The following is a 24,460-nucleotide window of genomic DNA, read 5'->3' on the forward strand; positions in this document are numbered from 1 at the left end:
ATAGTAGTCTTTTTACTAGTCGAATGTAAAGAAAGTGGAGGTTCTCATGTCGAATCATTATTTTGATCCAAAGTTAAAGATTTTTGCGCTAAACTCTAATCGTCCGTTAGCGGAAAAAATCGCTGCTGCAGTAGGTGTAGAATTAGGTAAGTGTTCTGTAAAACAATTCAGTGATGGTGAAATTCAAGTCAACATTGAAGAAAGTATTCGTGGTGACCATGTTTACATCGTTCAGTCAACGAGTAGTCCAGTCAATGACAACTTGATGGAATTGTTAATTATGATTGATGCGTTAAAACGAGCAAGTGCAAAAACAATCAATGTGGTAATGCCCTATTATGGTTATGCACGTCAAGACCGTAAAGCACGCTCACGTGAACCAATTACAGCGAAATTAGTAGCGAATATGATTGAAAAAGCAGGCGCAACGCGTATGGTTACTTTAGACTTACACGCATCACAAATTCAAGGTTTCTTTGATATTCCAGTGGATCATTTGATGGGTGCACCATTAATTGCCAACTATTTCTTAGAAAACAATATTCAAGGTGATGATGTCGTGGTTGTTTCTCCAGACCATGGTGGAGTAACACGCGCACGTAAATTAGCTGAATTTTTAAAAGCACCGATTGCAATCATTGACAAACGTCGTCCACGTGCCAATGTAGCAGAAGTAATGAATATCATTGGTCATGTCGAAGGCAAAATTTGTGTATTAATCGATGATATCATTGATACAGCAGGTACAATTACATTAGCTGCCAATGCGTTAAAACAAGCTGGCGCAAAAAGCGTTTATGCTTCTTGTACACACCCTGTATTATCTGGTCCAGCATTGGACCGCATTCAAGACTCCGCAATTGAACGTTTAGTTGTGACAGATTCGATTAATCTGCCAGATGAACGCAAAATTGCAAAAATTGATGAAATCAGTGTGGGTGTATTGATGGCGGAAGCAATTAAACGTATCCATGAGAACAAACCAGTTAGTCCATTATTTGAAACAAAAGAAGCCTTCAATCAATAAAAAAACAAAAAAGTTGTTGTAACGAATGTTGCAACAACTTTTTTATTGAAAAAATAACTGTATAAGAGCGAAAATGTTCTTTTTTCATAATTGCATTTGACAGTTATTCAAAAAAATGATAACCTTTTCATTGTGAAATAATCAAAGCAAACAACGAGGAATGTTATCGATTACGAGCATAACCTGTAACTGCATCCAAAACAGATGGGACAGTTATGGGCTTTTTTGCGTTTAAAGAGAAAAGTCGTTGTTGGCGTAATAGGAGGAAGAAAGTATGAAAAAATTGTTAGGAATGGCAAGTATTATTTTATCATTTGGTTTGGTATTAGCCGGTTGTCAAGGGGGAGCAACTGAAAGCACTGATGTATCGTCAACTGTTGAAAAAACAGAGCAAGCAGAAGAATTGACGCTTTATGTTGTTCGTCATGGAAAAACGATGTTGAATACGACTGATCGTGTACAAGGATGGTCAGACGCAGTGTTGACGCCTGCAGGTGAAGAAATTGTCACAGCAGCTGGTGTTGGTTTAAAAGACATTGATTTCCAAGCAGCTTATAGCAGTGATAGTGGTCGTGCTGTTCAGACAGCGCAATTGATTTTAGATGAAAATAAAGCATCTTCGCACTTAGAATTGCATACTGATCGTCGTTTGCGTGAATTTAACTTTGGTTCATATGAAGGTGATTTAAATCATACCATGTGGCAAGATATTGCCGATGATCATGGGGTCTCATTAGAAGAATTTCTAGCAAACATGAATCCAAAAGATTTTGCCGATAGTGTGGCAAAACTTGATAAAGAACGCATGAAAAAAGAAGGCATTGAAGAAGGCGTGAATTGGCCGGCAGAAGACTATGATACGATTACTAGTCGCTTAACAGAAGGACTAGATGCAATTGTTGAAGAAGAATCTAAACATCCAGGCACAGGAAATATTTTGATTACTTCACATGGCTTAAGTATTTCTGCTTTATTAGATACTTTATTTGAAGAATTTGATGTACCAGAAGGCGGACTAAAAAATGCCAGTGTAAATATTATCAAATATAAAGATGGTAAATACACATTGGGAACAGTGAACGATATGAGTTACGCAGAAGCTGGACAAGCAGCAGAATAGAATGATTTAGAATGAACAATCCTGAATAGCGATTGTTCATTCTTTTTTTTTGAGAATCATACATAAAATACGACGTTCAAGTATGAATTTACGACGTTTAGGATAAAAACGGAAACAAAAGTTGTTTTCAGAGTATACTATGTAGAACTTATCAGCAAAGTAATTTTAATAAAAGAAAGTAGGTAAGCTAATGAACTTAAAAAATGGTTGGCGATTAATCACGGATAATCACTTAGAATTAAAGTTATTCTCGAATGTTGAGAATTCTAATGAGTTAGTTGTTAGGGACAAAAATGACACGGGGCACTCTGCTCATTTATCATTTCGGATGCAGATATTGAAGTACAAGAAATGTCATGGGCAATTTCTTTAAAGTTTGATTGGAAGCATAAAACGATTTATTTAACGGATAGTGAAGAGAAGAGTAATAGTTAAAATTTACAGATGCGAATCTCAAAATAAATACCAACAGTTGATCGAAATAAAAAAGAACAGGAGCTCACTTTATGGGAAGTGTAAGTTTAAAAGAATGGACGTTTCATTATGATTCAAATAAGGTGACGACAATAGCAAATGCTGAAAAAATTGCTTTTTTATCAAAAGATTATAGTGACGTGCATCTTGTGATAGAAATAGAAGCGGACTTATTAGTGTTCCAACCTAGATGGAGTACAAAAATAACTGATTTAGAGACAGGTGCTTTTTTAATTGAAACAAATAATTATTGAGGTGATTTTTATCCTCGGAATAAAAAAGAATAGAGGCTAACTTTTATGGAAAGTGTAAGTTTAAAAGAATGGACGTTTCGTTATGATTCAAATAAGACAACAGCAATAACGGGTCCTGAAAAAATTTCTTTTCTCACAAAAGATTACGATAATGTGCATCTTGTGATAGAAATAGAAGCTGACTTATTAGTATTCCAACCTAGATGGAGTACAAAAATAACTGAAGTAGAGACAGATACGTTTTTAATTGAAATAAATAAGTATTGAGGCGATTTTTAACAAACAATATTACCTATTTTAGGAAACTAGAACAAATACTCATAGCAGGTATGAACTAAAAAAAGAAGGAGCTGCATGTATGAAAAGTATTAATTTACAGAAATGGACATTTCACTATGATCCAAATAGCATCGCTGCAATAGCAAGTGATGACAAAATTGTTTTTCTCACAAAAGAATACGATGAGTTGCATCTTGTAATAGAAATAGAAGCTGGTTTATTAGTCTTTCAACCTAGATGGAATTCTAAAACAACTAAACTAGATACCCATACTTTTTTAGTTGAAAGAAGTTACGAATAACTTGTTACCGAAGTTTATAAAAATATCCGAACGATTTAAACAGAATGGAGAACTGTTTAAATCGTTCGGATTGTTGTTATTAAAAGTAAGTAGATATATTGGTTTCAATCTCTTCACTTTACATAGAATCGTACTTTATTTCTTATAAATATTTTTCAACGTTAGTGGAGCTGCGAAGGTGTGATAATTCAATCCTTCAATACCTTCACTTTGTAAAACGAATTGTTGGTTTTGGCTGATAATAACCATTCCCGCAGTATTTTCAATGACTTCTTTTTCAGCAGCGATAAGTGTTTGCCAACGTTTATCTAAGTCATTGGCATATTTAACGGAAGCATCATCCAGTAGCTGATCATAGACAGGATTTGAATAATTTCGGTCATTGCCAGTATATAAGGTATTTAAGGTAGAGATTGGATCTTTGTAATCAGGTGTCCAGTAAATGAGGAACATATCATAGTTACTTTCTCGACCTAAATTGAGGGCTGATTCTGTTGGTAAAGATTGCAAGTTGATAGTTAAGCCGTCAAAAAGTTCTTGCAGGCTATATTGAATACTTTCGCCCATTTTTTTATACCCGCTATCGTCAGTCACGATGAAGTCTAGGGTAATTTCATCGCCAAGTTCTGCTTTGGCTTTTTCCCAATAATTTAAGGCTTCTTCTTTGTTGTATTCCATTAAATTCCCTGCTTCTTCGCGGAAATCCACACCCGTGCTAGGGTTGGTAACAAAGCCTTCCGTAATCGCACCATAAAGTGGTTTTGAACCATCAGCCATGATGTTGTTGACTAGTGTTTCTTTATCAATTCCTAAAGCAATTGCTTTTCGTAAGTTTTCATTTTTCAATGGCGTATCTTTACCCGCTCGTTTTTGATTTAAACGAATATAGTTCATTGTTGCGGTTGGGTAAGAATGGAAGTTTTCGTTGGTACTATTTTGTTTCGCCAATTCACCAGTTAACGTAGCGACATCCAATTGGCCATCGTTAAATAAATTTAAAGCAGTAGATGTTTCTTTGATGACTTCGTAGTGAATTTTATCTGATTTTACATTGTCTTTGTCCCAATATTTCTCATTTTTGACTAAATCCCAACTCATGTCTGCTTGTTTCCAATTTTCGACAAGGAAAGGTCCATTATAAACAACGCTCTCACTGTCGCTGCCGTAAGCATCACCAAATTCTTTTAACGCTGTTTGGTTTTGTGGGAAGAACGTTGGGAAAGTAAGCAGTGAAGTAAAATAAGGTTTGGCTTCTTTTAATTTTACCTCCAGCGTGTAGTCATCCAACGCTTTGACACCTAGTGTATCGGGTTCTTTTTCGCCAGCCAGAATCTCTGTACCATTAGCAACAGTATCTGCCAATAAGAAGCTATAGATTAAGGCGTTTTTTGGATCAATCATTTTTTTCCAAGCAGCTTCAAAATCATGAGCAGTAACAGGTTCATCATTACTCCATACACCATCTTCTCGCAAAGTAATCGTGTAGGTTTTTCCATCTTCTGAAATCTCTGGTAATTCTTTTGCGGCTGCCGGAATCACTTCATCATTTTCATCTAAAGCGTATAATCCTTCGAATGCGGCAGTGTGTGTAATTGCATCTGGAAAGTCCAGCATGTTCGATGTGTCTAATGTGGTCAATTCTGACGCAGACATTAAATTGACTGTTTTAACCGTTGTTTCTTCTTTGCCTGTGGAGCAACCGACTAATAATGTGATTGCTGCTAAGGCACCTAACCAAAATCCCTTTTTCATTCTTTTTCCTCCTAATCGCGTTCGACTAATAGCCAGACAACCACTGCCGGCTCGTCACCATCATTATAATTAATATGTCCCTCGCCTTTTTCAATTAATTGTGCGTCTCCAGGTTTGCCAAGTAAGTCTCGCCCGTCTTCTAAAATTGTATGGGCACACCCTGAGATAATGTAAGAATATTCATCTTGTTCATGGCGGGCAAAACCTTCTAATGGACGTTTTTCACCAGGTTGCAAAGTAATTACCCCCATGGTTACTCGTTGGTTGGGTTGATTTTCTTTGTCAAAAAAGATATTCATTTCTTGTAAAAGTGTTGGTTTGATAATCATTCCCCGTGCTCCTCTCCATCTTATTATTCCTAATCATACTGAAAATCTGTCCAATGTCAAACTTTTCAGAATATTCTATCGGAATAAAAAGTAATTAAAGTTTGCAAGTTTGATAAATTATGCTATGATTTTAGAGGAATAAAAATTAAATAGAATCTAATCACAAAGGGGAGTCCATTTGGGCTGAGACTGAGTTTACTCTAAACCCTTCGTACCTGTTTCGATCATTCGAGCGTAGGAATTGTGAAGAGCTGAAGTGTATAAAATTATCCACTTCTCCTTTGTGAATTGTGAGGATTCTGAAGGAGGAGTTTTTTTATGCGTACAACGACTACAAAAATATGGGTGGAAGGAACGATTTTGGCCGCACTGGCGATGGTGCTTTCCTATATTCCACTTGGGATTGGGTCAAGTTACTCGATTTCCTTAGGTCAAATCCCCCTAGCAATTTATGCGTTACGCCGAGGACCTAAAGCGGGCTTGTTGGCGGGGCTTGTTTGGGGACTCTTGCATTTTCCTTTAGGGCAAGTATATTTTTTAAGTGTTGCGCAAGTGTTAATCGAATATCCGTTGGCTTTTACTTTTGCGGGTTTAACAGGTGTTACAGCCGTCAAATTACAACAAGCACTCGTAAAAGGAGAAGAACAAACCGTTCGAGGCCAAATTGTATCAGGTGTATTTATTGGTGTTTTGGCGCGTTATTTCTGGCACTTTATAGCGGGCTGGATTTTTTGGGGCGAGTATGCGTTTGGTGGCATGAGTCCAGTGGTCTTTTCTTTGGTCATGAATGGCGCAAGTGGGCTTTCAACGGGAATCTGTACAGTCATTGTACTAATCATTCTCTATAAAAAATTCCCGGCTATTTTTGTGCCAAAAGATGCACAAATCGAATTCACAACAAAATAATTCAACAGCTTTCAATCGGTGATGCAACCGTTTGGAGGCTATTTGGCTAGGAAAAAAGGGGGATATCACATGACATTTACAAGTGATGCCAAAGAAAAGTCAGCAATGATTTGGCAAAAAAGTTTCACTCATCCATTTATTCGTGAATTACACCAAGGAACCTTACCTGAAGAAAAATTTCGTTATTATTTGCTACAAGATCGTTATTATTTACTACAGCTACAAGAACTGTATCGACAAATTGCTGAAAAAACCGAGCATGCAAAAATTCGGCTATTTTTTGAACAAGGTGGCAAACGCTTAGTTGCTGGCGAACAAGCTATCCGTGCCACGTTATTTCAAGAAATGGGCATTGCAGACGATGAGATTAGACAAGTTCCGATGGCAGAAGTTCCTTATCATTACGTGTCACATATGTATCGACAATTGATTTATTCTCCAACCGTTGCATTTGCAAGTTTATTGCCCTGTGCATTGTTATACCAAGAAATCGGCTTAACGTTAAGTCAAACTGGCTCACCACATCCTCACTATCAAACATGGATTGACACGTGTACGACAGAAGAAAGTATGGCAATTGTGTCGGAATTTCAGCAGTTGCTCAATGAATGTTACGAACAAGCATCTACAGCAGAGCAACAACAAATGTTAGAAGCTTTTCATATTAGTACCTATATGGAATATGCGTTTTGGGAAATGGCCTATCAACGCAAGATGTGGGGAGAGGATACGTATGCTTAATAAAAAAATACAAAAACTGAGTTACCTTGCAATGATGATTGCGTTAGATGTCGTTTTGTCTCCATTGTTTCGAATTGAAGGAATGGCACCGATGTCGAGTGTGATGAATGTGTTTGCCGGTGTCTTATTAGGACCCTTTTATGGCACAGTGATGGCTTTCATTTGTGGTCTCATCCGTATGATGCTACTCGGGATTCCACCGCTTGCTTTAACGGGTGCAGTGTTTGGAGCCTTTTGTGCTGGCCTAGGTTATCGTTGGCGTGCATCGATTGTTTCGTCGGCAATTGGAGAAATTATTGGCACTGGGATTATCGGTTCATTGCTCTCTTATCCTGTAATGGTTTGGTTTACAGGGAGTCAACAAGATTTCTACTGGTTCATGTATACCCCACGCTTCATCGGTGCCGCATGTATCGGTTCAATTGTTGCATATATTAGTTGGCAGAAAGCGCAGCATCTGCCAATTATGAAAAAAATTCAACAAGTATTTCAAGGAGGTGTTAGTTAATGAAACGCTCACCTTTTCCATTTACAGAACAATCCGTGCTCGTTCATTGCATAACCAATGAAATTACGAATGAATTGTTGGCAAATGCGTTATTGTTTGTTGGTGCAAAACCGATTATGGCCGAAGATCCACGAGAATTTGCGGATTTATTTGAACAGACAGATAGTATCTTATTAAATTTAGGGCGTATATCGCCTGCAAAAGAACAGGCCTTAAAAATAGCTAGTCACATGGCGACACAACCCATTGTGCTAGATATCGTTGGTGTAGCAGCAAGTTCATTAAGATTAGCATTATCGAAAGAACTGGCAGTAAATGCCACCGTTGTTAAAGGCAATATCTCTGAAATGCGTAGTTTTTGCGGCTTGGCTACTAAGAGTCGAGGGGTTGATGGAAGTCCTTTTGATCAGCAAGCTGCAGAAATGGATGAACTGATTACAGCCTTAAAAAAACTACCGTCTACCACCACCTACCTAGCGACCGGTCCAACTGATGTCATTGTACAAGGCGAAACGGTGCTGCTTTTAGAAAATGGCGTGGCTGAATTGGATAGTTTCACTGGCACCGGTGATATCGTTGGTGCGCTAATTGCAAGTGTTTTGGGTGCAGGGTATCCATCACTTGAAGCAACGAGGTTGGCTGTTAGCTATTTTAATTTGTGTGGCGAAGCTGCTAAAAAATCTTTGGTCCAACCGATGGGCTTAGCTGATTTCCGGCAAGAAACATGTAATCAATTGTCATTACTACATCAAACATGTTGGCAAAAGCAGATGAAAGGAAAAAACTATGAATAATCCATTTACTTTATACTTAGTGACTCATCGTTATGGAACAGAAGAAATGTTTTTACAAACAATTGAACAAGCTTGTCAAGCGGGCGTAACAATGGTTCAGTTACGAGAAAAAGAGTTGAGTACACGTCAATTTTATGAGTTAGCACAGCGAGTGAAACAAATAACGGATCGTTACCATATTCCTTTAATTATTAATGATCGAGTGGATATTTGCTTAGCTGTAGATGCTGCAGGTGTTCATATCGGTGATGATGAATTACCGGTTGCGACAACGCGAGCCTTGATTGGCGATAAAATTCTTGGTGTATCAGCTAAAACGCTTGGACGTGCACAGGAAGCTCAACAACAAGGAGCAGATTACCTGGGGGTTGGTGCGGTATTCCCTACGCAAACTAAAGCAACAAAACGCACGCCTCTCAACGTTTTGAAAGAGATTACCGAGGGAGTATCGATTCCTACCGTGGCAATCGGAGGAATTACCGAGGGAAATCTTCCAAGTCTTGCTAAAAGCAAGGTCGCAGGTGTGGCGGTTGTTAGTGAGATTATGCAAGCGCAGTCAGTAAAAGATAAAGTGACTGCAATGCGAAACATCATTGAGCAATGGAGGGAAACCGATGAAAAATAGTACACCACAAGTTGTGACGATTGCTGGTTCAGATTCAGGTGGAGGTGCAGGTCTTCAAGCTGATTTGAAAACTTTTCAAGCAAGGCATGTGTTTGGAATGAGTATTGTTGTGGCTTTAACGGCTCAAAATACTCTAGGCGTGCAAGAAAGTTTGCCTGTGCCATGTGAATTTGTCGATGCGCAATTTGCTTCTTTAGGAGATGATTTTGCTATACGTGCAGCGAAAACCGGTATGTTAGCAGATACAGCGCATGTCCAAACAGTCGTTAAAAATTTACAGACTTATAATTTTGGCCCGTTGGTCGTAGATCCTGTGATGATTGCCAAAGGTGGGCACCCGTTATTATCAAACGATGCCATTCAAACAATTCAGACAGAGTTATTGCCGTTGGCGACAGTGGTAACACCAAATCTCCCAGAAGCAGAAGTGCTTATTGGTCAACAAATCACCTCAGAAGCGGAGATGATACGCGCAGCTGCTACACTTCAACAGTTTGGTGTTAAAAATGTGGTGATGAAAGGAGGACATTTAGAGGGAACGGAAGCTTCTGATTTTGTTCTCTTAGAAACAGGCGAACAATTTTGGTTGCGGGCTCCTAGGCAGACAACCAAAAATACCCATGGTACCGGTGATACTTTTTCTTCGTGTATTGTCGCAGAATTGGCGAAAGGTGTGTCGATGAAAGAAGCGATTATTACAGCGAAAGCGTATATTCAAGGCGCCATTACAGAAGGTATTTTTGTGGGACATGGACACGGACCTACCAATCATTGGGCAAAATTAAGTACAGAGATTCGTATCGAACCTGTCTAATAAACTAAAAACAGGCAAGCCACTGATATACTCAGCTGGTTTGCCTGTTTATTATTTAAATAAGCGGTGTTGTCATGTTTGAAAAACCAAGAAAATCCTCGATATCCAATGACCATGTTTGTTCAGTTAATTGATAATTCAAATAGCCAACTAACATATCTTCTGTAAAAGCACTTGCTCGTCCGATAAATCGTGCATCTTCGACGATAAAAATTGGCACTTGATACATTTGTTCCGTTTGTGTGGCTTGTTGGAATGAGAATGATAACCCTTCTTTCATCGCTTCACGCAATGTTTTCATTAAATCAAAAGGTAAATTGGCGATTGGTTGTGGCTTTTTGAATAGTTTGCGTTTACTATTAATTGCTGAGAAAACGAGTTGTCTCAGTTTATTTGATAAAATGCGATAAAATTCATCTAAATAACGGTAATACGTACGCGCCATTTGATCTTTAAGGTCAAAATAGACAAAGTTGTTTTGTAACTTATAAAAAAATGGGGAATGCAGATGGATTTTCATGTGACCAAAATAAAGCAGTTCCGAAATTTCTAAAGGTGTTAATTCTTTGAGCATAAAAGGGTCAGAAAAATCAATCCATTTATTTTCTTCAGAATCACGACTTTTTGCCATTAATTGGAAATAGGTGTTGACTGCTTCACTGCCTCGAATAATTTTCATGCCAGAATGCGTTTCAAACTCGCCTAGCTCACTAGAAGGGTTCAATAATAACAGATTTTTTGGTTGATGAATAATCCCTTGGTGAAAATCTTTGGTTGTAATTCCGTGTGTTAAAACGGCATTACTAATCGTGTCAATATGTACATAAATCAAATCTGTCACCCATAACCCTCCTCCTTTTCTCAATACGTCACACTACCTTTATTTTACAATAAAAAAATTAAAAAGGCTTGTTTCTTTTCCGTTAAAAATTGATTACAAACGAGACAATAAAGTAATTTCTTATATGAGAATTTTTCATTTAAAAGTAGCGATATGGTATGATAAAAGAAAACAAAAAGGAAGTCAATCATGAAGAAAAACACATGGAAAAATTGGTTTGTAAACAGTTTGTTATTTTTACTTTTATTAATTGGATTGGCGTTAATCTTTAATAATCAAATTAAGAACTTTTTAATTAAAAAAAATAGTGAAACATACACTATCTCTGAAGTGTCTAAAAAAGAGATTACAACTAATTTAGAGCAAGAAGCAAGTTTTGATTTTGAAGCGGTGGTCCCTGTCAGTGTCGAGGATGTTTTAAAAGCTCAATTTGAAAATAAAGTGTTACCAGTTATCGGTGGTGTTGCTGTACCAAGTGTCCGAATCAATTTACCAATCTTTAAAGGGTTAGGCAACACAGAATTATTGTATGGTGCGGGAACTTTTCACCCGAATCAGCTGATGGGTGAGGGAAACTATGCTTTAGCCAGCCATCGAATTGAACAGTCAGATATTTTATTTTCACATTTGGATCAAGTGAAGTTAGGTGATACTGTTTATTTGACCGATTTGACCAACATTTATACGTATCAAGTGACGGTATCCGAACGAATTGACCCGAGTCGTGTGGAAGTGGTGGAAGACGTTCCAGGGAAGAAACTGGTAACGCTGCTTTCATGTGGAGAAGCTAGTGCTGTGACCCGCTGGTTAGTTCAAGGAGAATTGACTGCAGTTACTACGATTACTGAGGCAGACGAACAAGCGTTAACTGCTTTTAATCTTGACCAACGAACATTTTAGTCTTTGGAGGTGAAATCATGTTTGAAAAATTTTATCCTTCTGATTGGTTGCGTTATCCAGAATTAATGGCAGGACGCTTAGTCCTCCCTTTTTTTCCCACGCATTCTGAAGCTAGAAGAACACTCATCCAACAAGTCAAAGCTGGACAGGTCTGGTTATTATCTACTGGGCAATTATTATTGGCGTTGGAAGGCGACAAACACGTGCGGATTACCAACTTAATTCAAAATCCTAACAACCAATTAACATGGCGAAAGATACTCACGACAGTTGAAACTTTTTTGCGTCAACAGTTTGTTGAATCGGTTTGTTTCCCTTTGTCAGTCGGAGAATTAGCAAAAGAATGGCTTCTTGAACAAGGATATCAAGTTACTGATGAAGGCTTTTATAAATTGTTTCATTATCGTACAGCCTTAGTTCTTGGAGGTGGCGGTGCAAAAGGTGCGTATCAAATTGGCGTCTGGCAGGCATTGAAAGCCGAAAATATTTCGTATGATTGGATTACAGGCACTTCTGTTGGTGCACTTAACGGGGCATTAATATTAATGGATGATATAGCGATTGCGCGTGATTTATGGTTGTCGATTAGTACCGATAAAGTGTTGGCTTTCCCAGAAGCAAGTGCCACGAGTGCCACCTTTACTACGTTGCTGCAACAAGTCGCTTCACTTGCCACCACGGCAGTCAAAGACAATGGAGTCAGTACCAAACCACTGCAAGATTTGTTACGAGCGACATTTGACGAAGAAAAAATGCAACAAAGTAAGAAAAAATTGTTTTTATGCACCACGCGTTTTCCTGCGTTGCAAGAAGTTGTCCATGAATTTGATGTCAAAAAAGGACTAGATGAATTGGCGTGGCTTGTTGCCTCCGCTTCTTTTTATCCGGGAATGAATCCGATGGAAATTGATGGTGAATGGTACGTCGATGGTGGTTATCGCAACAATGTGCCTTTAGATGTGGCTGTGGCACAAGGCGCTAGCGAGTGTATTTGTGTGGATGTCAAAGGGCCAGGCATCACTAAAAAAGTGAGACTTGATGCCGGAATCGCCCAGATTGATTTACGTTCACCTTGGTCCTTAGGGAATTTACTGGTATTTGACCGAGAGCGTTCAGAAACAAATTATCGTTTAGGTTATTTGGAAACGATGAAGTATTTCGGACACTTTCAAGGGTATTGGTATACTTTCACTAAAGAAACCGTCTGGCAAAAAGAATGGCAAGCATTTCTACGTTCTTTAAAAAGTACGCCTCTGCAAGCAATACTAAAACAGCAGGACTTTTGGAAGAAAGTAGGAAAAATCTACCAACATAAAGCGCCTATAGAAGAAGGGGGACTTGTGTTTGTAGAACTTTTGGCTCGCTTATTTGACGTTTCGCCGACACACGTATATACGAAAAATCAATTCCTAACAGCATTACAAAATGCGCAAGAAAAGCAATCAACCTCGATTGGAAGTTTGTCGATAGGTGAGTGGATGCAACAATACCAACAGCGTTTGCCTCTATCTGATAAAAATCAATTTGACTGGTTCTATCAGAAATTACAAAAAGGTACTCTTTCTTCACAAATGGTGATGTTTGAGACAATTCTTAGCGTAGCGGCAAAATTTTTACATTTTTTATTCCAATAAAATGCGTATCTATTAATGAGCCGCTTATCATATGCCGATGGGCGAAAGAATTTTTACACATCGTCAAAAATAAGCTAAAATAAAGCTATTGAGCAAAGAAAGAGGGATGTAGATGGCTAGTGAATTTTCATATGAAATTGTTGAAGAAATCGCCGTATTATCTGAAAATCAAAAAGGATGGCGTAAAGAACTAAATTTAGTGAGCTGGAACGGTCGCCCGCCAAAATTTGATTTACGTGATTGGAGTCCTGAGCACGAGAAGATGGGAAAAGGTATTACGCTATCAAATGAAGAATTCGATGCATTGAAACAAACTATTTTGGGTATGTAAGGAGTGACACGCCATGAGAAGTATGACTGGCTTTGGAAAATCTCTACAAGAATCAGAGAATTATCAAATTGAAGTGGAGATGAAAAGTGTCAACCATCGCTTTTTAGATATCCAACTGCGTCATCCGCGGCAATTAAATACGTATGAGCAAGTAATTCGTCAGACGATTAAAGAAACGCTACAGCGCGGACGCGTGGAAGTTTATATCACGCTGAAAGAAAAAGGTGACAGTAATAAGCAAGTGGTGATGCATTGGGACTTAATGTCTGAATTGGTCACTAACATGCAAAAAGAAGCTCGTCAACGTTTTAATGAAGACATTTCAGCAGCGAGTATTTTAACGCGTTTGACAGATAATGATGCGTTTATCGATATTCAAGAAAAACAAACAACTGACACCAACTTGGAATCAGCTGTGATTGCTGCGGTTCGTGAAGCGGCAATTGCCAATAATCGTAGTCGAGAAAAAGAAGGCACAGGTATTCAACAAGTTTTAACCGAAAATCGTGCGCTATTGCAACAAAAAGTAGCAGAGTTGTCCGCTTTTGTGGATGTTTATGAAGCAGATTATCGCGAACGCTTCGAAAAACGATTGGTTGATTTTTTAGGTGCAGAAGTGGATCAAGATCGTTTGTTAACAGAACTGGCTATTTTAATTGAACGTGGTGATATTCATGAAGAGCTCGATCGGATGAATATTCATTTAACCTCAATGGCGGAGTTATTGGCTGCAGATAAACCTGTCGGGCGTGAATTAGACTTTCTAATTCAGGAGATGAACCGGGAAGTGAATACGATAGGATCTAAATCAAGTCCAATCGAAATTAAAAATGCTGTCGTTCAAATGAAGACGACGATTGAAAAGATTCGTGAGCAAGTACAAAATGTCGAATAAGAGCGATTTCTGAGGGCTTTTAAGTAGTTTTTTAATAAAATTCTCGTTATAATAAAGTAATTCTTGAAAGTTGCTGAAAAAAAGTGCAAAATAGACGTTAAGCAAATTGTAGAGTGAAAGGACGTCCATATGACAGAGCGAGGTTTATTAATCGTATTATCTGGTCCTTCTGGTGTAGGAAAAGGGACCGTGCGAAAAGCGATATTTGATAGTGAAGACAATGATTTCCAATATTCTATTTCAATGACGACTCGAAAGAAACGAATCGGTGAAGTAGATGGCGTGGATTATTTTTTCCGTAGCCACGAAGAATTTGAAAGTTTAATTGCTGCTGGTGAAATGCTGGAATATGCAGAATACGTAGGAAACTACTATGGTACACCATTATCTTATGTGCAACAGACACTAGATGAGGGAAAAGATGTCTTCTTAGAAATCGAAGTCCAAGGTGCGTTACAAGTCAAAGAGAAAGTGCCTGACGGGGTCTTTATTTTCTTAACACCCCCAGATTTAACCGAGTTACGCTCAAGAATTACTGGTCGTGGGACGGATTCTGCGGAAGTCATTGACGAGCGTATGCGTGTTGCTCGTGAAGAAATTGAAATGATGGCATTGTACGACTATGCAGTTGTAAATGATGAAGTACCAAAAGCAGTTCAACGTATTAAAGAAATTATTTCCAGCGAACATTTTCGCGTCGATCGTGTCATTCATAAATATAGAAAAATGTTAGAGGAGCTGTAAAAATTATGATGTTAAAACCATCAATCGATTCTTTATTGGATCGTGTGAATTCAAAATATTCATTAGTTATTTTAGCAAGCAAACGTGCACATGAATTAGATGCAGGTTCACAAGCAACATTGGATCAATTTGATTCAGTTAAAAGCGTTGGGCAAGCATTAGAGGAGATTGAAGCTGAGACAGTTATCAGTGATCCACATCCAGAAGTAAAACGTGCTCGTTTGAAAATGGAAGCTGAAGAACGCCAAGTGAAAAAAGAACAAGAACAAAAAGAATTAGAGCAACGCATTCGTCAAGAACAAAAATTATAAGCGACGGGGGTCTGGATATGTTCCAGGCTCTTTTCGTTTTTTAAAGATTAAATTTTTTTACAATACAGACAAACCTTGGTAAGTTTAGTAAAATATACAGGAAGGAGGCGACAGGTATGTCTTATTTAGCAGAGGTTATCGTTGATGTACCAACGATGCAAACCGACCAACCTTTTACTTATCTTGTACCAGAAGAATTACAAGAAGTAATCGAAGTAGGGATGCGTGTAGAAGTTCCTTTTGGTGACGCCAATCGACACATTCAAGGATTTGTCGTAGGTTTTCCTGAAGAGACTGAGTATGTCGAACGACTAAAACCGATTATTCGTACGTTGGATTTAGCTCCTGTGTTAAATACGGAACTGCTCCAATTAGCTGATTATATGAAAGAAACAACCTTTGCCTTTAAAATCACCTGTTTGCAAACGATGTTACCAAGTGTAATGAAGGCCGAATATCAGAAGAAAATTGTCTTAAAAAATCATCATCATCCAGTGAAAGAGCAATTTTTTGCTACGACGGATGAATTAGATTGGCAAGAAGCTGAAGAACGTGGTCTGTTTAAGCAATTAAAAAATTTGCGTGAACAAAATGTAGTAGAAGTCCAATATTTAGTTAAAAACAAAAATAAAATCAAAACCATTCGCTATGTCAAAAGTCTAGTGACAGCAGAAAATTTAGCTGATGTGCAAGCACAAATTAACAAACGAGCCAAGCGTCAAGAGCAACTCGTAGCTACTTTAGTTGAAAATGCTGCACAACCTGTGGCATTCTATACCGAGCAAGGAATTTCAACGAGTGTCTTAAATCAAGGAGCAGCTAATGGTTGGCTAACATTTGATGAAGTGGAAGCTTATCGTGACCCTTACCAAAATCGAACCTTTGAACGGACGTACTCTCTGAAATTAAATCCAGAACAAGAAGCCGCAGTTGCAGCAATTTTAGCTGCTGAAGACCAGCACAAATCAGAGGTTTTCCTACTAGAAGGGGTTACCGGTAGTGGGAAGACAGAAGTCTATCTCCAAACGATTGCTTCGCTATTACAAAAAGAAAAAACAGCAATTATGCTTGTACCTGAAATTGCCTTAACCCCCCAAATGGTGGAACGATTCAAGAGTCGCTTTGGAGAAGCGGTCGCTGTGCTTCATAGTGGTTTATCTCAAGGAGAGAAATATGACGAATGGCGTCGAATTGAACGTGGTGAAGCCCATGTAGTAGTGGGGGCTCGTTCCGCTATTTTTGCGCCATTGGAAAATATTGGCGTGATTATTGTCGATGAGGAGCATGAAGCTTCGTACAAACAAGATGAAGCGCCACGTTATCATGCACGTGATTTAGCCATTTGGCGCGGTCATTATCACGGTTGTCCGGTCGTCTTAGGAAGCGCGACACCTTCTTTGGAATCTCGTGCTCGAGGACAAAAAAATGTTTATCATTTACTACGTTTGAGTCACAGAGCCAACCCCAACGCTAATTTACCGACTGTTGAAGTCATCGACATGAAAAATGAATTTGTCCATAAAAATACAAGTACTTTTTCACGAGCGTTACAAGAAAAAATTAGCGATCGCTTGGCCAAAAAAGAACAAATTGTCTTGTTGCTCAATCGGCGTGGCTATTCTTCTTTTGTGATGTGTCGCGATTGTGGCTATGTCTTACCTTGTCCAAATTGTGACATTTCGTTAACGTTACACATGGATACGAAGACGATGCGTTGTCATTATTGTGGACATGAAGAAAGAATTCCTCATCGTTGCCCAGATTGTGGTGGTGATAAAATCCGTTATTATGGAACAGGTACGCAAAAAGTCGAAGAAGAACTACAACAACTTTTCCCAGAAGCGCGTATTTTAAGAATGGACGTGGATACAACCCGTAAAAAAGGTGCGCATGAACGTATTTTGCAAACTTTTGGAGAAGGAAAAGCTGATATTTTACTTGGAACACAGATGATTGCTAAAGGATTGGATTTTCCAAATATTACGTTAGTCGGGGTATTGAATGCTGATACCGCCTTGAATTTGCCAGATTTTCGTTCCAGTGAGCGGACGTTTCAATTGTTAACGCAAGTGAGTGGGCGTGCAGGGCGTGCAGAAAAAGCAGGAGAAGTGATTATTCAAACGTTTAACCCTGAGCATCATGCGATTGTTCTATCGCAAGCACAAGATTACGAGCGTTTTTACCAACAAGAGATGTTTATGCGTCATCAGAGTGGTTATCCGCCGTATTATTTTACGGTAAAAATTTCCTGCAGCCACCCAGAAGAACAAGTTGCTGCCAAACGGATGTATCAAATTGCGCAACAATTAAAAGCCGAACTAAGTTCAGCAAGTATTTTGTTAGGACCGATTCCTAGTGGCGTGGCGCGTGTGAAAAATCGTTACTACTACCAGTTAATTATTAAATATAAACAAGAACCTAAGCTTTCGGGCTTACTTCGAGAAATTTTAGAAATCAGTCAACGCGACCAACGACAAGGATTATATGTTGCGATTGATAATGAACCACTTAATTTTATTTAAAAGAAGGAGAACTTATGCGCTATCCAATTATTATTCATCCTGATGATAAACTCCGACAGCCTTGCGAACCAGTTGAGGTAGTGACGGACGAACTCGTTCAGTTATTAGAAGATATGTATGAAACAATGCTTGCTCATGATGGTATCGGCATTGCTGCCCCACAAATCGGCAAAAATATTCAAGTTGCTGTGGTTGAAATTGAAGAAGGCGATCGATTTGAATTAATTAATCCAGTCATCGTGAAATCGGCTGGGAGTGATATTGATGTGGAAGGATGTTTGAGTATTCCCCATGTTTATGGTACTGTTGAACGCCCTGATGAAGTGACAGTTCGCTATTTTGACCGTGAAGGAGAAGAAATGGAAGTCCAAGCATATGGCTATTTAGCTCGAGCTTTTCAACATGAAATTGATCATTTAAATGGGAAATTATTTATTGATTCGATGCTTGAACAAATTCCAGAAGATGAATTAGAGACATATATGGAGGAACATGATCATGACTAAAATTGTTTTTATGGGAACCCCACAATTTTCAGTACCTATTTTAGAAGGCCTTGCTGCTGACTATGAAGTCGTTGCGGTAGTGACACAACCTGACCGTCCGGTGGGTCGTAAACGAGTAATTACACCGACACCAGTCAAAGAAGCTGCGTTGCGTTTGAATATCCCGGTTTTACAGCCTGAAAAAATTTCTGGTTCACCAGAAATGGCCGAAATTGCTGAATTACAACCAGATTTGATTGTAACGGCTGCATTTGGTCAGTTTTTACCTGAAAAATTATTAGCAATTCCCACATATGGTGCAATTAATGTGCATGCATCCTTACTACCTAAGTATCGTGGTGGTGCACCTGTCCACTATTCAATCATTGATGGTGAAAAGGAAACGGGTGTCACTATTATGGAAATGATTAAAAAAATGGATGCCGGTGGAATTTATGCTCAAGGGAAATTACCGATTACCAAACAAGACGATGTCGGCACCATGTTTGATAAATTGAGTGCATTAGGTAAAGACTTATTGTTAGAAACATTGCCGAAAATTATTGATGGGTCATTACAACCAGTTCCGCAAGAGGAAGATAAAGTGACCTTTTCGCCAAATATTACACGTGAACAAGAAGCCATTGATTGGTCAAAAACAGCAGAAGCCATTGATTGCCAAGTAAGAGGTATGCGTCCATGGCCAATTGCCTTTACCATGTATGGTGACCAACGTTGGAAATTATGGGCAGTCACACCATTAGAAGAAACAACTACACAAGCACCAGGCACAATTATCCATCGTAGCAAAAAAGAATTATGGATTGCTTGTGGTCAAGGTACGGTATTAGCGATTAATACGTTGCAACCAGCAGGAAAAGGACAACAAGAAATTACAGCATTCTTAAACGGAACCGGACAGCAAGTTGCAGTCGGTCAACAGGTGGGATAATATGAAAAAAAACATCAAGAAAACCGCGCGCTATATCGCATTAAATACCTTAGACCGTGTGCAAAAAGGTGGCGCCTATTCAAACTTAATGTTGCGTGAAAGCATCAATAAAAATAAACTCAACGACAAAGATAGCCGCTTATTAACCGAAATTGTTTATGGAACGTTAAGTCGTCAACGTTTGTTGAATTTCTATTTGCAACCATTTATTGTGAAAGCCAAAAAAGTTGATGATTGGGTTAAAATTCTGCTCCAATTGTCGCTTTATCAAATGCTTTATTTAGACAAAGTACCAACACATGCCATTTTAAATGAAGCAGTTGAAATTGCTAAAGCACGTGGAAATGAAGGGATTGGGAAGTTCGTCAATGGCGTGCTTCGTAATTTAGACCGTCAAGGCGTACCATCCCTCGATACGATTGAAGATCCCACAGAGCGATTGAGCCGTGAAATCAGTATGCCAAAATGGTTAACTCAAAAATTAATCAATGAAATTGGTGAAGAAGAAACGCGTCGTCTAGGTTTATCTTTATTTGAAGCTAGTCATGTCAGCTGTCGTGTCGATACACGGAAAATTTCTCGTCAAGAAGTGTTAGCTATTTTAGAAGAAGAAGGTATCGAAGCGAGCGAAAGTCTAGTTTCACCTTATGGTATTATTGCTGACAAAGGCTTCATTGCGGGCAGTCGTTTATTTCAATACGGCTTGTTAACCATTCAAGATGAAAGCTCGATGCTTGTGGCACCGGCATTACAAATTGAACCCGAACACCAAGTCTTAGATGCCTGTGCAGCACCCGGTGGGAAAACAACGCATATTGCTACATTTTTAGATAGCGAAGCCGGTGGTAAAGTAACAGCCTTAGATATTCATGAGCATAAAATTGAGTTGATTAAAGATAATGCGAAACGCTTACAAGTGACAGATGTCGTCGAACCCAAAAAATTAGATGCACGTATGGTTGGGGAAACTTTCCCAGCAGAGACATTTGACCGTATTTTAGTTGATGCACCATGTTCTGGTTTAGGGCTCATGCGTCGCAAGCCAGATATTAAATACAATAAACGTCCAGAAGATTTCAAAAAACTACCAATCATTCAATTAGAAATTTTGGAAAGTGTGGCACCAACTTTAAAATCATCAGGAATTCTTGTCTATAGCACCTGTACATTTGCGCCAGAAGAGAATCAAGCGGTGATTGAACAATTTCTAAGTAAGCATCCAGATTTTTCTTTAGTAGAAGTACCTGTGTCTGACGTGGTACAATCAAGTATCAAGAATCAGATGTTGACGATTTATCCACAGCAATATATGACAGATGGCTTTTTTATTAGCTGCTTACGCAAAAAATGACGAGGTGAAGAAGATGGAGATTCATTATCAGAGCGATGTTGGAAAACGACGAAATACAAATCAGGACTATGCGGCAACCTTTGTGAATCAAAAAGGTTATACACTGGCTTTATTAGCTGATGGAATGGGTGGTCATCGTGCTGGTGACGTAGCCAGTCATGATACTGTTGAAGAACTAGGTAGTAAATGGGAAACCTCTGAGATAGCTGACAATGAAAAAGCTGCGCAATGGTTAATTCAACATATTCAAGCGGAAAATACAACAATTTATGAACGCGGACAAGCTGATATGGCTTTAGGCGGTATGGGGACAACCTTAGAGGCTGTTGTGATCTTAGAAGATCAGTTTACACTCGCACACGTGGGTGATAGTCGAACATATTTATTCCGTAAAGGAGAATTGATTCAACTAACAGAAGATCATTCACTTGTTAATGTCTTAGTGAAGTCCGGTGAAATTACAAAGGAAATGGCTGCAAACCATCCACGAAGAAACGTTGTCACACGTTCTATTGGCATGCCGGGAACGGTGGAAGTGGACGTTGCAACACATTTTATCGCAGAAAATGATTATTTACTTCTGTGTTCGGATGGGCTGACAAATATGGTCAATGATGAAACAATTCAATCTTATCTTGAAACAAGTGATTCTTTAGAAGAAACTGTTCAAAAACTGATTGATACTGCAAATGAACAAGGTGGCGTGGACAATATTACTGTTTTGTTAATCGACCTTGGAGGTGCAATTAAATGATTGAAAGTGGCAAAAAACTAAGCGGACGCTATTTAATCCTCGGCAATATTGGTAGTGGCGGCATGGCAAATGTCTTTTTGGCGCGTGATTTAATTTTAGATCGGGAAGTTGCTGTGAAAGTCTTGCGTTACGATTTCCAAGACAACAAAGATGCTATCCGACGTTTTCAACGAGAAGCATTGGCAGCGACAGAATTGGTGCATCCAAATATTGTGTCTGTCTACGATGTAGGCGAGGAAGACGGCATGCAATATTTAGTCATGGAATATGTCAAAGGAATGGATTTGAAACGTTATATTCAAACCCATTATCCAATGGATTATACAGAAATCGTTGATATTATGCAGCAAGTGTTATCAGCTGTTGCTCTAGCACATCATCATCGAATCATTCATCGTGATTTAAAACCACAAAATATTTTAATGAATGAAGACGGTGTGGTAAAAATTGCTGACTTTGGGATTGCGATTGCCTTATCGGAAACGTCGATTACCCAAACAAATACAATGCTAGGTTCGGTACACTATTTATCACCTGAACAAGCACGTGGAAGTATGGCAACCAATCAATCAGATATCTATGCGATTGGGATTATTTTGTATGAAATGTTAACGGGACATGTACCGTTTGATGGTGAATCTGCGGTAACGATTGCCTTGAAACATTTTCAAGATGAACTGCCATCGATTCGTGTATACGATAAAGAATTACCACAATCATTGGAAAACGTTGTGTTGAAGGCAACCGCAAAAGAACCGACTGATCGTTACAAAACAGCCGATGAAATGCAGAACGATTTATCTACTGTCTTGTCTCCTTCCCGTTTGAACGAACCACGTTGGGAACCACAGGCGATGATTGGTGAGACTAAAATTCTGACACCAATTGATGAAGATACACCGATGCCAGAATCCTTTAAAGAGATGCCTTTGCCTAAGCCGAAACCTGAAGTGAAAGAAGAACCTGAAAAACCAGCGAAGAAAAAGAAAAAATGGTGGCTGTGGTTCTTCATCTTAGCATTCTTGGCCGTAGTTGGTACGGCGCTATACTTTGGTTTAGGTGGTGGACGTGATCAAGTGACTGTCCCTGATGTTGCTAATTTAACCGAAGCGGCAGCCCGAGATGAGTTGGATGAAATTGGCTTAAATGTAGCCAAAGAAACCCAAGAAGTAGCTAACGAAGACATTGAAGAAGGTCACGTGGTGAAGACTGATCCAGAAGCGAAAGCGATTGTGAAGCGCAATAAGGAAGTTGTGTTATACATTAGTTCGGGTAGTCCTAAAGTAACGATGCAAGATTATGTCGGTGAGCAAGTCAAAACGGCTATTTCTGACTTAGAAAAAGAAGGGTTTGATAAAAATAAGATTACCTCAGAAGAAGTATTTGACAGTACGGTTCCTGCGGGTGAAATTATTGAGCAAACCCCTGATGCCGATGAAGAGGTCGTTGCTGCTGATACCGAAGTGGAATTTACTGTAAGTAAAGGGCCAGAAACAGTGATTATGCCTTATTTGATTGGGTATGACGAACGAAGTGCTCGCGCAGAATTAGCAAATAATGGTTTAGGGAATAGTGAAGTTGTGATTGAGGAGACGCCAAGTGACTCACCAGCCGGCACAATTATTTATCAAACCCCCGAGTCAAGCACAGAGGTTGTGCCAAATGATGTGACGATTACTTTAACTGTGAGCACTGGTCCCGAAAAAGTGACGGTTCCAGATGTGGTGGATCAGGCATTGACTGATGCAGATAAAGCATTACGAGACGAAGGATTTAATGTAGAAATCGAAGAAAAATATGATGAGTCGGTAGAAGCCGGTCATGTTATTTCAAGCAGTCCATCGGCTGGTAGTGAAGTAGACAAAGGTAGTACTGTAAAATTAGTTGTATCAAAAGGAAAAGAAGAAGCAAAAACAAAAACATTTACTGTGAATGTACAAGCTAATTACAACAAAAAAGAAGACAAGCCAGAACAAACAATTACTGTTTGGTTAGAAGATAGTAACAATAGTTCTCGGACACAAGTGGCACAAGATACGGTAAGTGAAGATCGTGATACAGTCACTTTTCCAATTACAGTAACCATTGAAGATGGAAAAGAAGCAACCATCTATGCCCAAAGAGATGATGAATCAGAAGTTAGTAAAAAGGTTACGGGTGCAACAACGTTACAAGTACCATAAAGAGGAAAGATAAAACAAAAGTTCATTTTGTTTTATCTTTTTTTGCTTTCCATTAAGATAAAAGCCTTCTTCTTTCCAAGCAAGAAAAAATTCGGTATAATGAAGGTCAATATTAGTCAAGGAGGGCGCGTATAAATGAGTCAACAAAATACTTCTGATTTGATTGAAGCGTACTTGAAGAAAATCCTTGAAGAAAGCGAAAGGATCGAGATTCGCCGTGCAGAGATGGCCGATTTATTTAATTGTGTACCTTCACAAATTAATTATGTCATCAATACCCGTTTTACGATTCAACGTGGTTACACAGTAGAAAGTAAACGTGGTGGCGGTGGATATATTCGCATTGAAAAAGTACAAGTCACAAGTTGTCATCACTTTTTAGAACAAGTCAATCAATTGTTTGGTCAAACAATTTCCGAAAAAGATGCCGCAGCAATTATTCAGAAACTATATGAAGAAGGTATTTTATCAAAAAGAGAAGGTAATTTATTATTAACAACAATTAGCAAAGCTGTGTTGAATACCACAGCTGAAGAAAATACAATTCGTGCGCGTATCATGCATGGTATTTTAGAACGTTTAAGTTATGAAGATAGTGATACTCGTACGGATCAGAAATAGTCAGTCATTGAG

At 38.8% G+C, this 24,460-nt stretch carries 27 protein-coding genes and 1 riboswitch; of the genes, 24 read left to right on the forward strand and 3 right to left on the reverse strand.

What is annotated here, in order from left to right; translation table 11 throughout:
- Window positions 1-46: 46 nt before the first annotated feature.
- The 5 genes from BAU17_RS06210 to BAU17_RS06230 all read left to right on the forward strand — a co-directional run bounded on the left by BAU17_RS06210 (window position 47) and on the right by BAU17_RS06230 (window position 3,455).
- Window positions 47-1,027: a ribose-phosphate diphosphokinase gene (locus tag BAU17_RS06210; RefSeq protein WP_161901964.1), complete on the forward strand. Its 981-nt coding sequence runs from the start codon at window positions 47-49 to the stop codon at window positions 1,025-1,027.
- A 274-nt stretch (window positions 1,028-1,301) separates the two neighbouring features.
- Window positions 1,302-2,147, forward strand: coding sequence for a histidine phosphatase family protein (locus BAU17_RS06215; protein ID WP_161901965.1), 846 nt, complete (start codon window positions 1,302-1,304; stop codon window positions 2,145-2,147).
- 506 nt (window positions 2,148-2,653) lie between these two features.
- A complete protein-coding gene (locus BAU17_RS06220; protein ID WP_161901966.1) occupies window positions 2,654-2,875 on the forward strand; it encodes a hypothetical protein in 222 nt (73 codons plus the stop codon).
- Window positions 2,876-2,920: 45 nt separating this feature from the next.
- A complete protein-coding gene (locus BAU17_RS06225; RefSeq protein WP_161901967.1) occupies window positions 2,921-3,142 on the forward strand; it encodes a hypothetical protein in 222 nt (73 codons plus the stop codon).
- Window positions 3,143-3,233: 91 nt separating this feature from the next.
- Entirely contained in the window at window positions 3,234-3,455 is a 222-nt protein-coding gene (locus tag BAU17_RS06230; protein WP_161901968.1) for a hypothetical protein, read from the forward strand.
- 135 nt (window positions 3,456-3,590) lie between these two features.
- Here BAU17_RS06230 and BAU17_RS06235 read toward each other — a convergent pair whose 3' ends face one another.
- Both BAU17_RS06235 and BAU17_RS06240 read right to left on the reverse strand, forming a co-directional pair.
- Window positions 3,591-5,207, reverse strand: a complete 1,617-nt coding sequence (locus BAU17_RS06235) for a peptide ABC transporter substrate-binding protein (protein ID WP_161901969.1) — start codon at window positions 5,205-5,207, stop codon at window positions 3,591-3,593.
- 11 nt (window positions 5,208-5,218) lie between these two features.
- Window positions 5,219-5,536, reverse strand: a complete 318-nt coding sequence (locus BAU17_RS06240; RefSeq protein WP_161901970.1) for a cupin domain-containing protein — start codon at window positions 5,534-5,536, stop codon at window positions 5,219-5,221.
- Between the two features lie 156 nt (window positions 5,537-5,692).
- A riboswitch (TPP riboswitch) is annotated at window positions 5,693-5,794 on the forward strand.
- 60 nt (window positions 5,795-5,854) lie between these two features.
- On the opposite strand from BAU17_RS06240, the gene thiT reads away from it, so the two are divergent.
- From thiT to thiD, 6 genes are all read left to right on the forward strand, one after another.
- Window positions 5,855-6,442: an energy-coupled thiamine transporter ThiT gene (gene thiT / locus BAU17_RS06245; RefSeq protein WP_161901971.1), complete on the forward strand. Its 588-nt coding sequence runs from the start codon at window positions 5,855-5,857 to the stop codon at window positions 6,440-6,442.
- 69 nt (window positions 6,443-6,511) lie between these two features.
- Window positions 6,512-7,183, forward strand: coding sequence for a thiaminase II (gene tenA / locus BAU17_RS06250; RefSeq protein WP_161901972.1), 672 nt, complete (start codon window positions 6,512-6,514; stop codon window positions 7,181-7,183).
- Window positions 7,184-7,217: 34 nt separating this feature from the next.
- A complete protein-coding gene (gene thiW / locus BAU17_RS06255) occupies window positions 7,218-7,691 on the forward strand; it encodes an energy coupling factor transporter S component ThiW (protein WP_237579091.1) in 474 nt (157 codons plus the stop codon).
- Window positions 7,691-8,485 (forward strand): hydroxyethylthiazole kinase, encoded by a 795-nt coding sequence (gene thiM / locus BAU17_RS06260; RefSeq protein WP_161901974.1) that lies wholly within the window; start codon window positions 7,691-7,693, stop codon window positions 8,483-8,485. Before thiW ends, thiM begins: the two co-directional genes overlap by 1 nt.
- Window positions 8,478-9,110, forward strand: a complete 633-nt coding sequence (gene thiE / locus BAU17_RS06265) for a thiamine phosphate synthase (RefSeq protein WP_161901975.1) — start codon at window positions 8,478-8,480, stop codon at window positions 9,108-9,110. The genes thiM and thiE overlap by 8 nt, the downstream gene beginning before the upstream one ends.
- Window positions 9,100-9,924 carry a bifunctional hydroxymethylpyrimidine kinase/phosphomethylpyrimidine kinase gene (gene thiD / locus BAU17_RS06270; protein ID WP_161901976.1) on the forward strand — a complete coding sequence of 275 codons (825 nt, stop codon included), beginning with the start codon at window positions 9,100-9,102 and terminating at the stop codon, window positions 9,922-9,924. Before thiE ends, thiD begins: the two co-directional genes overlap by 11 nt.
- Window positions 9,925-9,979: 55 nt before the next feature.
- Here the strand turns inward: thiD and BAU17_RS06275 are convergent, their stop codons facing one another.
- Window positions 9,980-10,765, reverse strand: a complete 786-nt coding sequence (locus BAU17_RS06275; protein WP_161901977.1) for a hypothetical protein — start codon at window positions 10,763-10,765, stop codon at window positions 9,980-9,982.
- Between the two features lie 189 nt (window positions 10,766-10,954).
- Here BAU17_RS06275 and BAU17_RS06280 point away from each other — a divergent pair, with 189 nt between their 5' ends.
- The 13 genes from BAU17_RS06280 to BAU17_RS06340 all read left to right on the forward strand — a co-directional run bounded on the left by BAU17_RS06280 (window position 10,955) and on the right by BAU17_RS06340 (window position 24,448).
- Window positions 10,955-11,665, forward strand: a complete 711-nt coding sequence (locus BAU17_RS06280) for a class A sortase (RefSeq protein WP_202622285.1) — start codon at window positions 10,955-10,957, stop codon at window positions 11,663-11,665.
- Window positions 11,666-11,682: 17 nt separating this feature from the next.
- Complete coding sequence (locus tag BAU17_RS06285; protein ID WP_161901978.1) at window positions 11,683-13,299, forward strand: patatin-like phospholipase family protein; 1,617 nt, start codon at window positions 11,683-11,685, stop codon at window positions 13,297-13,299.
- A gap of 112 nt (window positions 13,300-13,411) precedes the next feature.
- Window positions 13,412-13,630, forward strand: coding sequence for a YdbC family protein (locus BAU17_RS06290; RefSeq protein ID WP_161901979.1), 219 nt, complete (start codon window positions 13,412-13,414; stop codon window positions 13,628-13,630).
- Between the two features lie 13 nt (window positions 13,631-13,643).
- Complete coding sequence (locus BAU17_RS06295) at window positions 13,644-14,525, forward strand: YicC/YloC family endoribonuclease (RefSeq protein ID WP_161901980.1); 882 nt, start codon at window positions 13,644-13,646, stop codon at window positions 14,523-14,525.
- A gap of 129 nt (window positions 14,526-14,654) precedes the next feature.
- Window positions 14,655-15,269, forward strand: a complete 615-nt coding sequence (gene gmk / locus BAU17_RS06300; protein ID WP_161901981.1) for a guanylate kinase — start codon at window positions 14,655-14,657, stop codon at window positions 15,267-15,269.
- Between the two features lie 5 nt (window positions 15,270-15,274).
- Window positions 15,275-15,580: a DNA-directed RNA polymerase subunit omega gene (rpoZ, locus tag BAU17_RS06305; RefSeq protein WP_161901982.1), complete on the forward strand. Its 306-nt coding sequence runs from the start codon at window positions 15,275-15,277 to the stop codon at window positions 15,578-15,580.
- Window positions 15,581-15,696: 116 nt separating this feature from the next.
- A complete protein-coding gene (priA, locus tag BAU17_RS06310) occupies window positions 15,697-18,102 on the forward strand; it encodes a primosomal protein N' (protein ID WP_161901983.1) in 2,406 nt (801 codons plus the stop codon).
- Window positions 18,103-18,116: 14 nt separating this feature from the next.
- On the forward strand, window positions 18,117-18,608 hold the full coding sequence (gene def / locus BAU17_RS06315) for a peptide deformylase (protein ID WP_161901984.1): 492 nt from the start codon (window positions 18,117-18,119) through the stop codon (window positions 18,606-18,608).
- A complete protein-coding gene (fmt, locus tag BAU17_RS06320; RefSeq protein WP_161901985.1) occupies window positions 18,601-19,539 on the forward strand; it encodes a methionyl-tRNA formyltransferase in 939 nt (312 codons plus the stop codon). Before def ends, fmt begins: the two co-directional genes overlap by 8 nt.
- A gap of 1 nt (window position 19,540) precedes the next feature.
- Window positions 19,541-20,890, forward strand: coding sequence for a 16S rRNA (cytosine(967)-C(5))-methyltransferase RsmB (gene rsmB, locus BAU17_RS06325; RefSeq protein ID WP_161901986.1), 1,350 nt, complete (start codon window positions 19,541-19,543; stop codon window positions 20,888-20,890).
- Between the two features lie 13 nt (window positions 20,891-20,903).
- Complete coding sequence (locus tag BAU17_RS06330) at window positions 20,904-21,644, forward strand: Stp1/IreP family PP2C-type Ser/Thr phosphatase (protein WP_161901987.1); 741 nt, start codon at window positions 20,904-20,906, stop codon at window positions 21,642-21,644.
- A complete protein-coding gene (pknB, locus tag BAU17_RS06335) occupies window positions 21,641-23,827 on the forward strand; it encodes a Stk1 family PASTA domain-containing Ser/Thr kinase (RefSeq protein ID WP_161901988.1) in 2,187 nt (728 codons plus the stop codon). Before BAU17_RS06330 ends, pknB begins: the two co-directional genes overlap by 4 nt.
- A 135-nt stretch (window positions 23,828-23,962) precedes the next feature.
- Window positions 23,963-24,448, forward strand: a complete 486-nt coding sequence (locus BAU17_RS06340; RefSeq protein ID WP_161901989.1) for a CtsR family transcriptional regulator — start codon at window positions 23,963-23,965, stop codon at window positions 24,446-24,448.
- Window positions 24,449-24,460 lie beyond the last annotated feature (12 nt).

Source organism: Candidatus Enterococcus willemsii, from assembly GCF_009933335.1.
GTDB classification, from domain to species: Bacteria; Bacillota; Bacilli; order Lactobacillales; family Enterococcaceae; genus Enterococcus_F; species Enterococcus_F willemsii.

Coding starts and splice junctions, on each gene's coding strand:
- BAU17_RS06210 (WP_161901964.1), top strand. CDS start 47: ATGTCGAATCATTATTTTGATCCAAAGTTAAAGATTTTTGCGCTAAAC.
- BAU17_RS06215 (WP_161901965.1), top strand. CDS start 1,302: ATGAAAAAATTGTTAGGAATGGCAAGTATTATTTTATCATTTGGTTTG.
- BAU17_RS06220 (WP_161901966.1), top strand. CDS start 2,654: ATGGGAAGTGTAAGTTTAAAAGAATGGACGTTTCATTATGATTCAAAT.
- BAU17_RS06225 (WP_161901967.1), top strand. CDS start 2,921: ATGGAAAGTGTAAGTTTAAAAGAATGGACGTTTCGTTATGATTCAAAT.
- BAU17_RS06230 (WP_161901968.1), top strand. CDS start 3,234: ATGAAAAGTATTAATTTACAGAAATGGACATTTCACTATGATCCAAAT.
- BAU17_RS06235 (WP_161901969.1), bottom strand. CDS start 5,207: ATGAAAAAGGGATTTTGGTTAGGTGCCTTAGCAGCAATCACATTATTA.
- BAU17_RS06240 (WP_161901970.1), bottom strand. CDS start 5,536: ATGATTATCAAACCAACACTTTTACAAGAAATGAATATCTTTTTTGAC.
- thiT (WP_161901971.1), top strand. CDS start 5,855: ATGCGTACAACGACTACAAAAATATGGGTGGAAGGAACGATTTTGGCC.
- tenA (WP_161901972.1), top strand. CDS start 6,512: ATGACATTTACAAGTGATGCCAAAGAAAAGTCAGCAATGATTTGGCAA.
- thiW (WP_237579091.1), top strand. CDS start 7,218: ATGATTGCGTTAGATGTCGTTTTGTCTCCATTGTTTCGAATTGAAGGA.
- thiM (WP_161901974.1), top strand. CDS start 7,691: ATGAAACGCTCACCTTTTCCATTTACAGAACAATCCGTGCTCGTTCAT.
- thiE (WP_161901975.1), top strand. CDS start 8,478: ATGAATAATCCATTTACTTTATACTTAGTGACTCATCGTTATGGAACA.
- thiD (WP_161901976.1), top strand. CDS start 9,100: ATGAAAAATAGTACACCACAAGTTGTGACGATTGCTGGTTCAGATTCA.
- BAU17_RS06280 (WP_202622285.1), top strand. CDS start 10,955: ATGAAGAAAAACACATGGAAAAATTGGTTTGTAAACAGTTTGTTATTT.
- BAU17_RS06285 (WP_161901978.1), top strand. CDS start 11,683: ATGTTTGAAAAATTTTATCCTTCTGATTGGTTGCGTTATCCAGAATTA.
- BAU17_RS06290 (WP_161901979.1), top strand. CDS start 13,412: ATGGCTAGTGAATTTTCATATGAAATTGTTGAAGAAATCGCCGTATTA.
- BAU17_RS06295 (WP_161901980.1), top strand. CDS start 13,644: ATGAGAAGTATGACTGGCTTTGGAAAATCTCTACAAGAATCAGAGAAT.
- gmk (WP_161901981.1), top strand. CDS start 14,655: ATGACAGAGCGAGGTTTATTAATCGTATTATCTGGTCCTTCTGGTGTA.
- rpoZ (WP_161901982.1), top strand. CDS start 15,275: ATGATGTTAAAACCATCAATCGATTCTTTATTGGATCGTGTGAATTCA.
- priA (WP_161901983.1), top strand. CDS start 15,697: ATGTCTTATTTAGCAGAGGTTATCGTTGATGTACCAACGATGCAAACC.
- def (WP_161901984.1), top strand. CDS start 18,117: ATGCGCTATCCAATTATTATTCATCCTGATGATAAACTCCGACAGCCT.
- fmt (WP_161901985.1), top strand. CDS start 18,601: ATGACTAAAATTGTTTTTATGGGAACCCCACAATTTTCAGTACCTATT.
- rsmB (WP_161901986.1), top strand. CDS start 19,541: ATGAAAAAAAACATCAAGAAAACCGCGCGCTATATCGCATTAAATACC.
- BAU17_RS06330 (WP_161901987.1), top strand. CDS start 20,904: ATGGAGATTCATTATCAGAGCGATGTTGGAAAACGACGAAATACAAAT.
- pknB (WP_161901988.1), top strand. CDS start 21,641: ATGATTGAAAGTGGCAAAAAACTAAGCGGACGCTATTTAATCCTCGGC.
- BAU17_RS06340 (WP_161901989.1), top strand. CDS start 23,963: ATGAGTCAACAAAATACTTCTGATTTGATTGAAGCGTACTTGAAGAAA.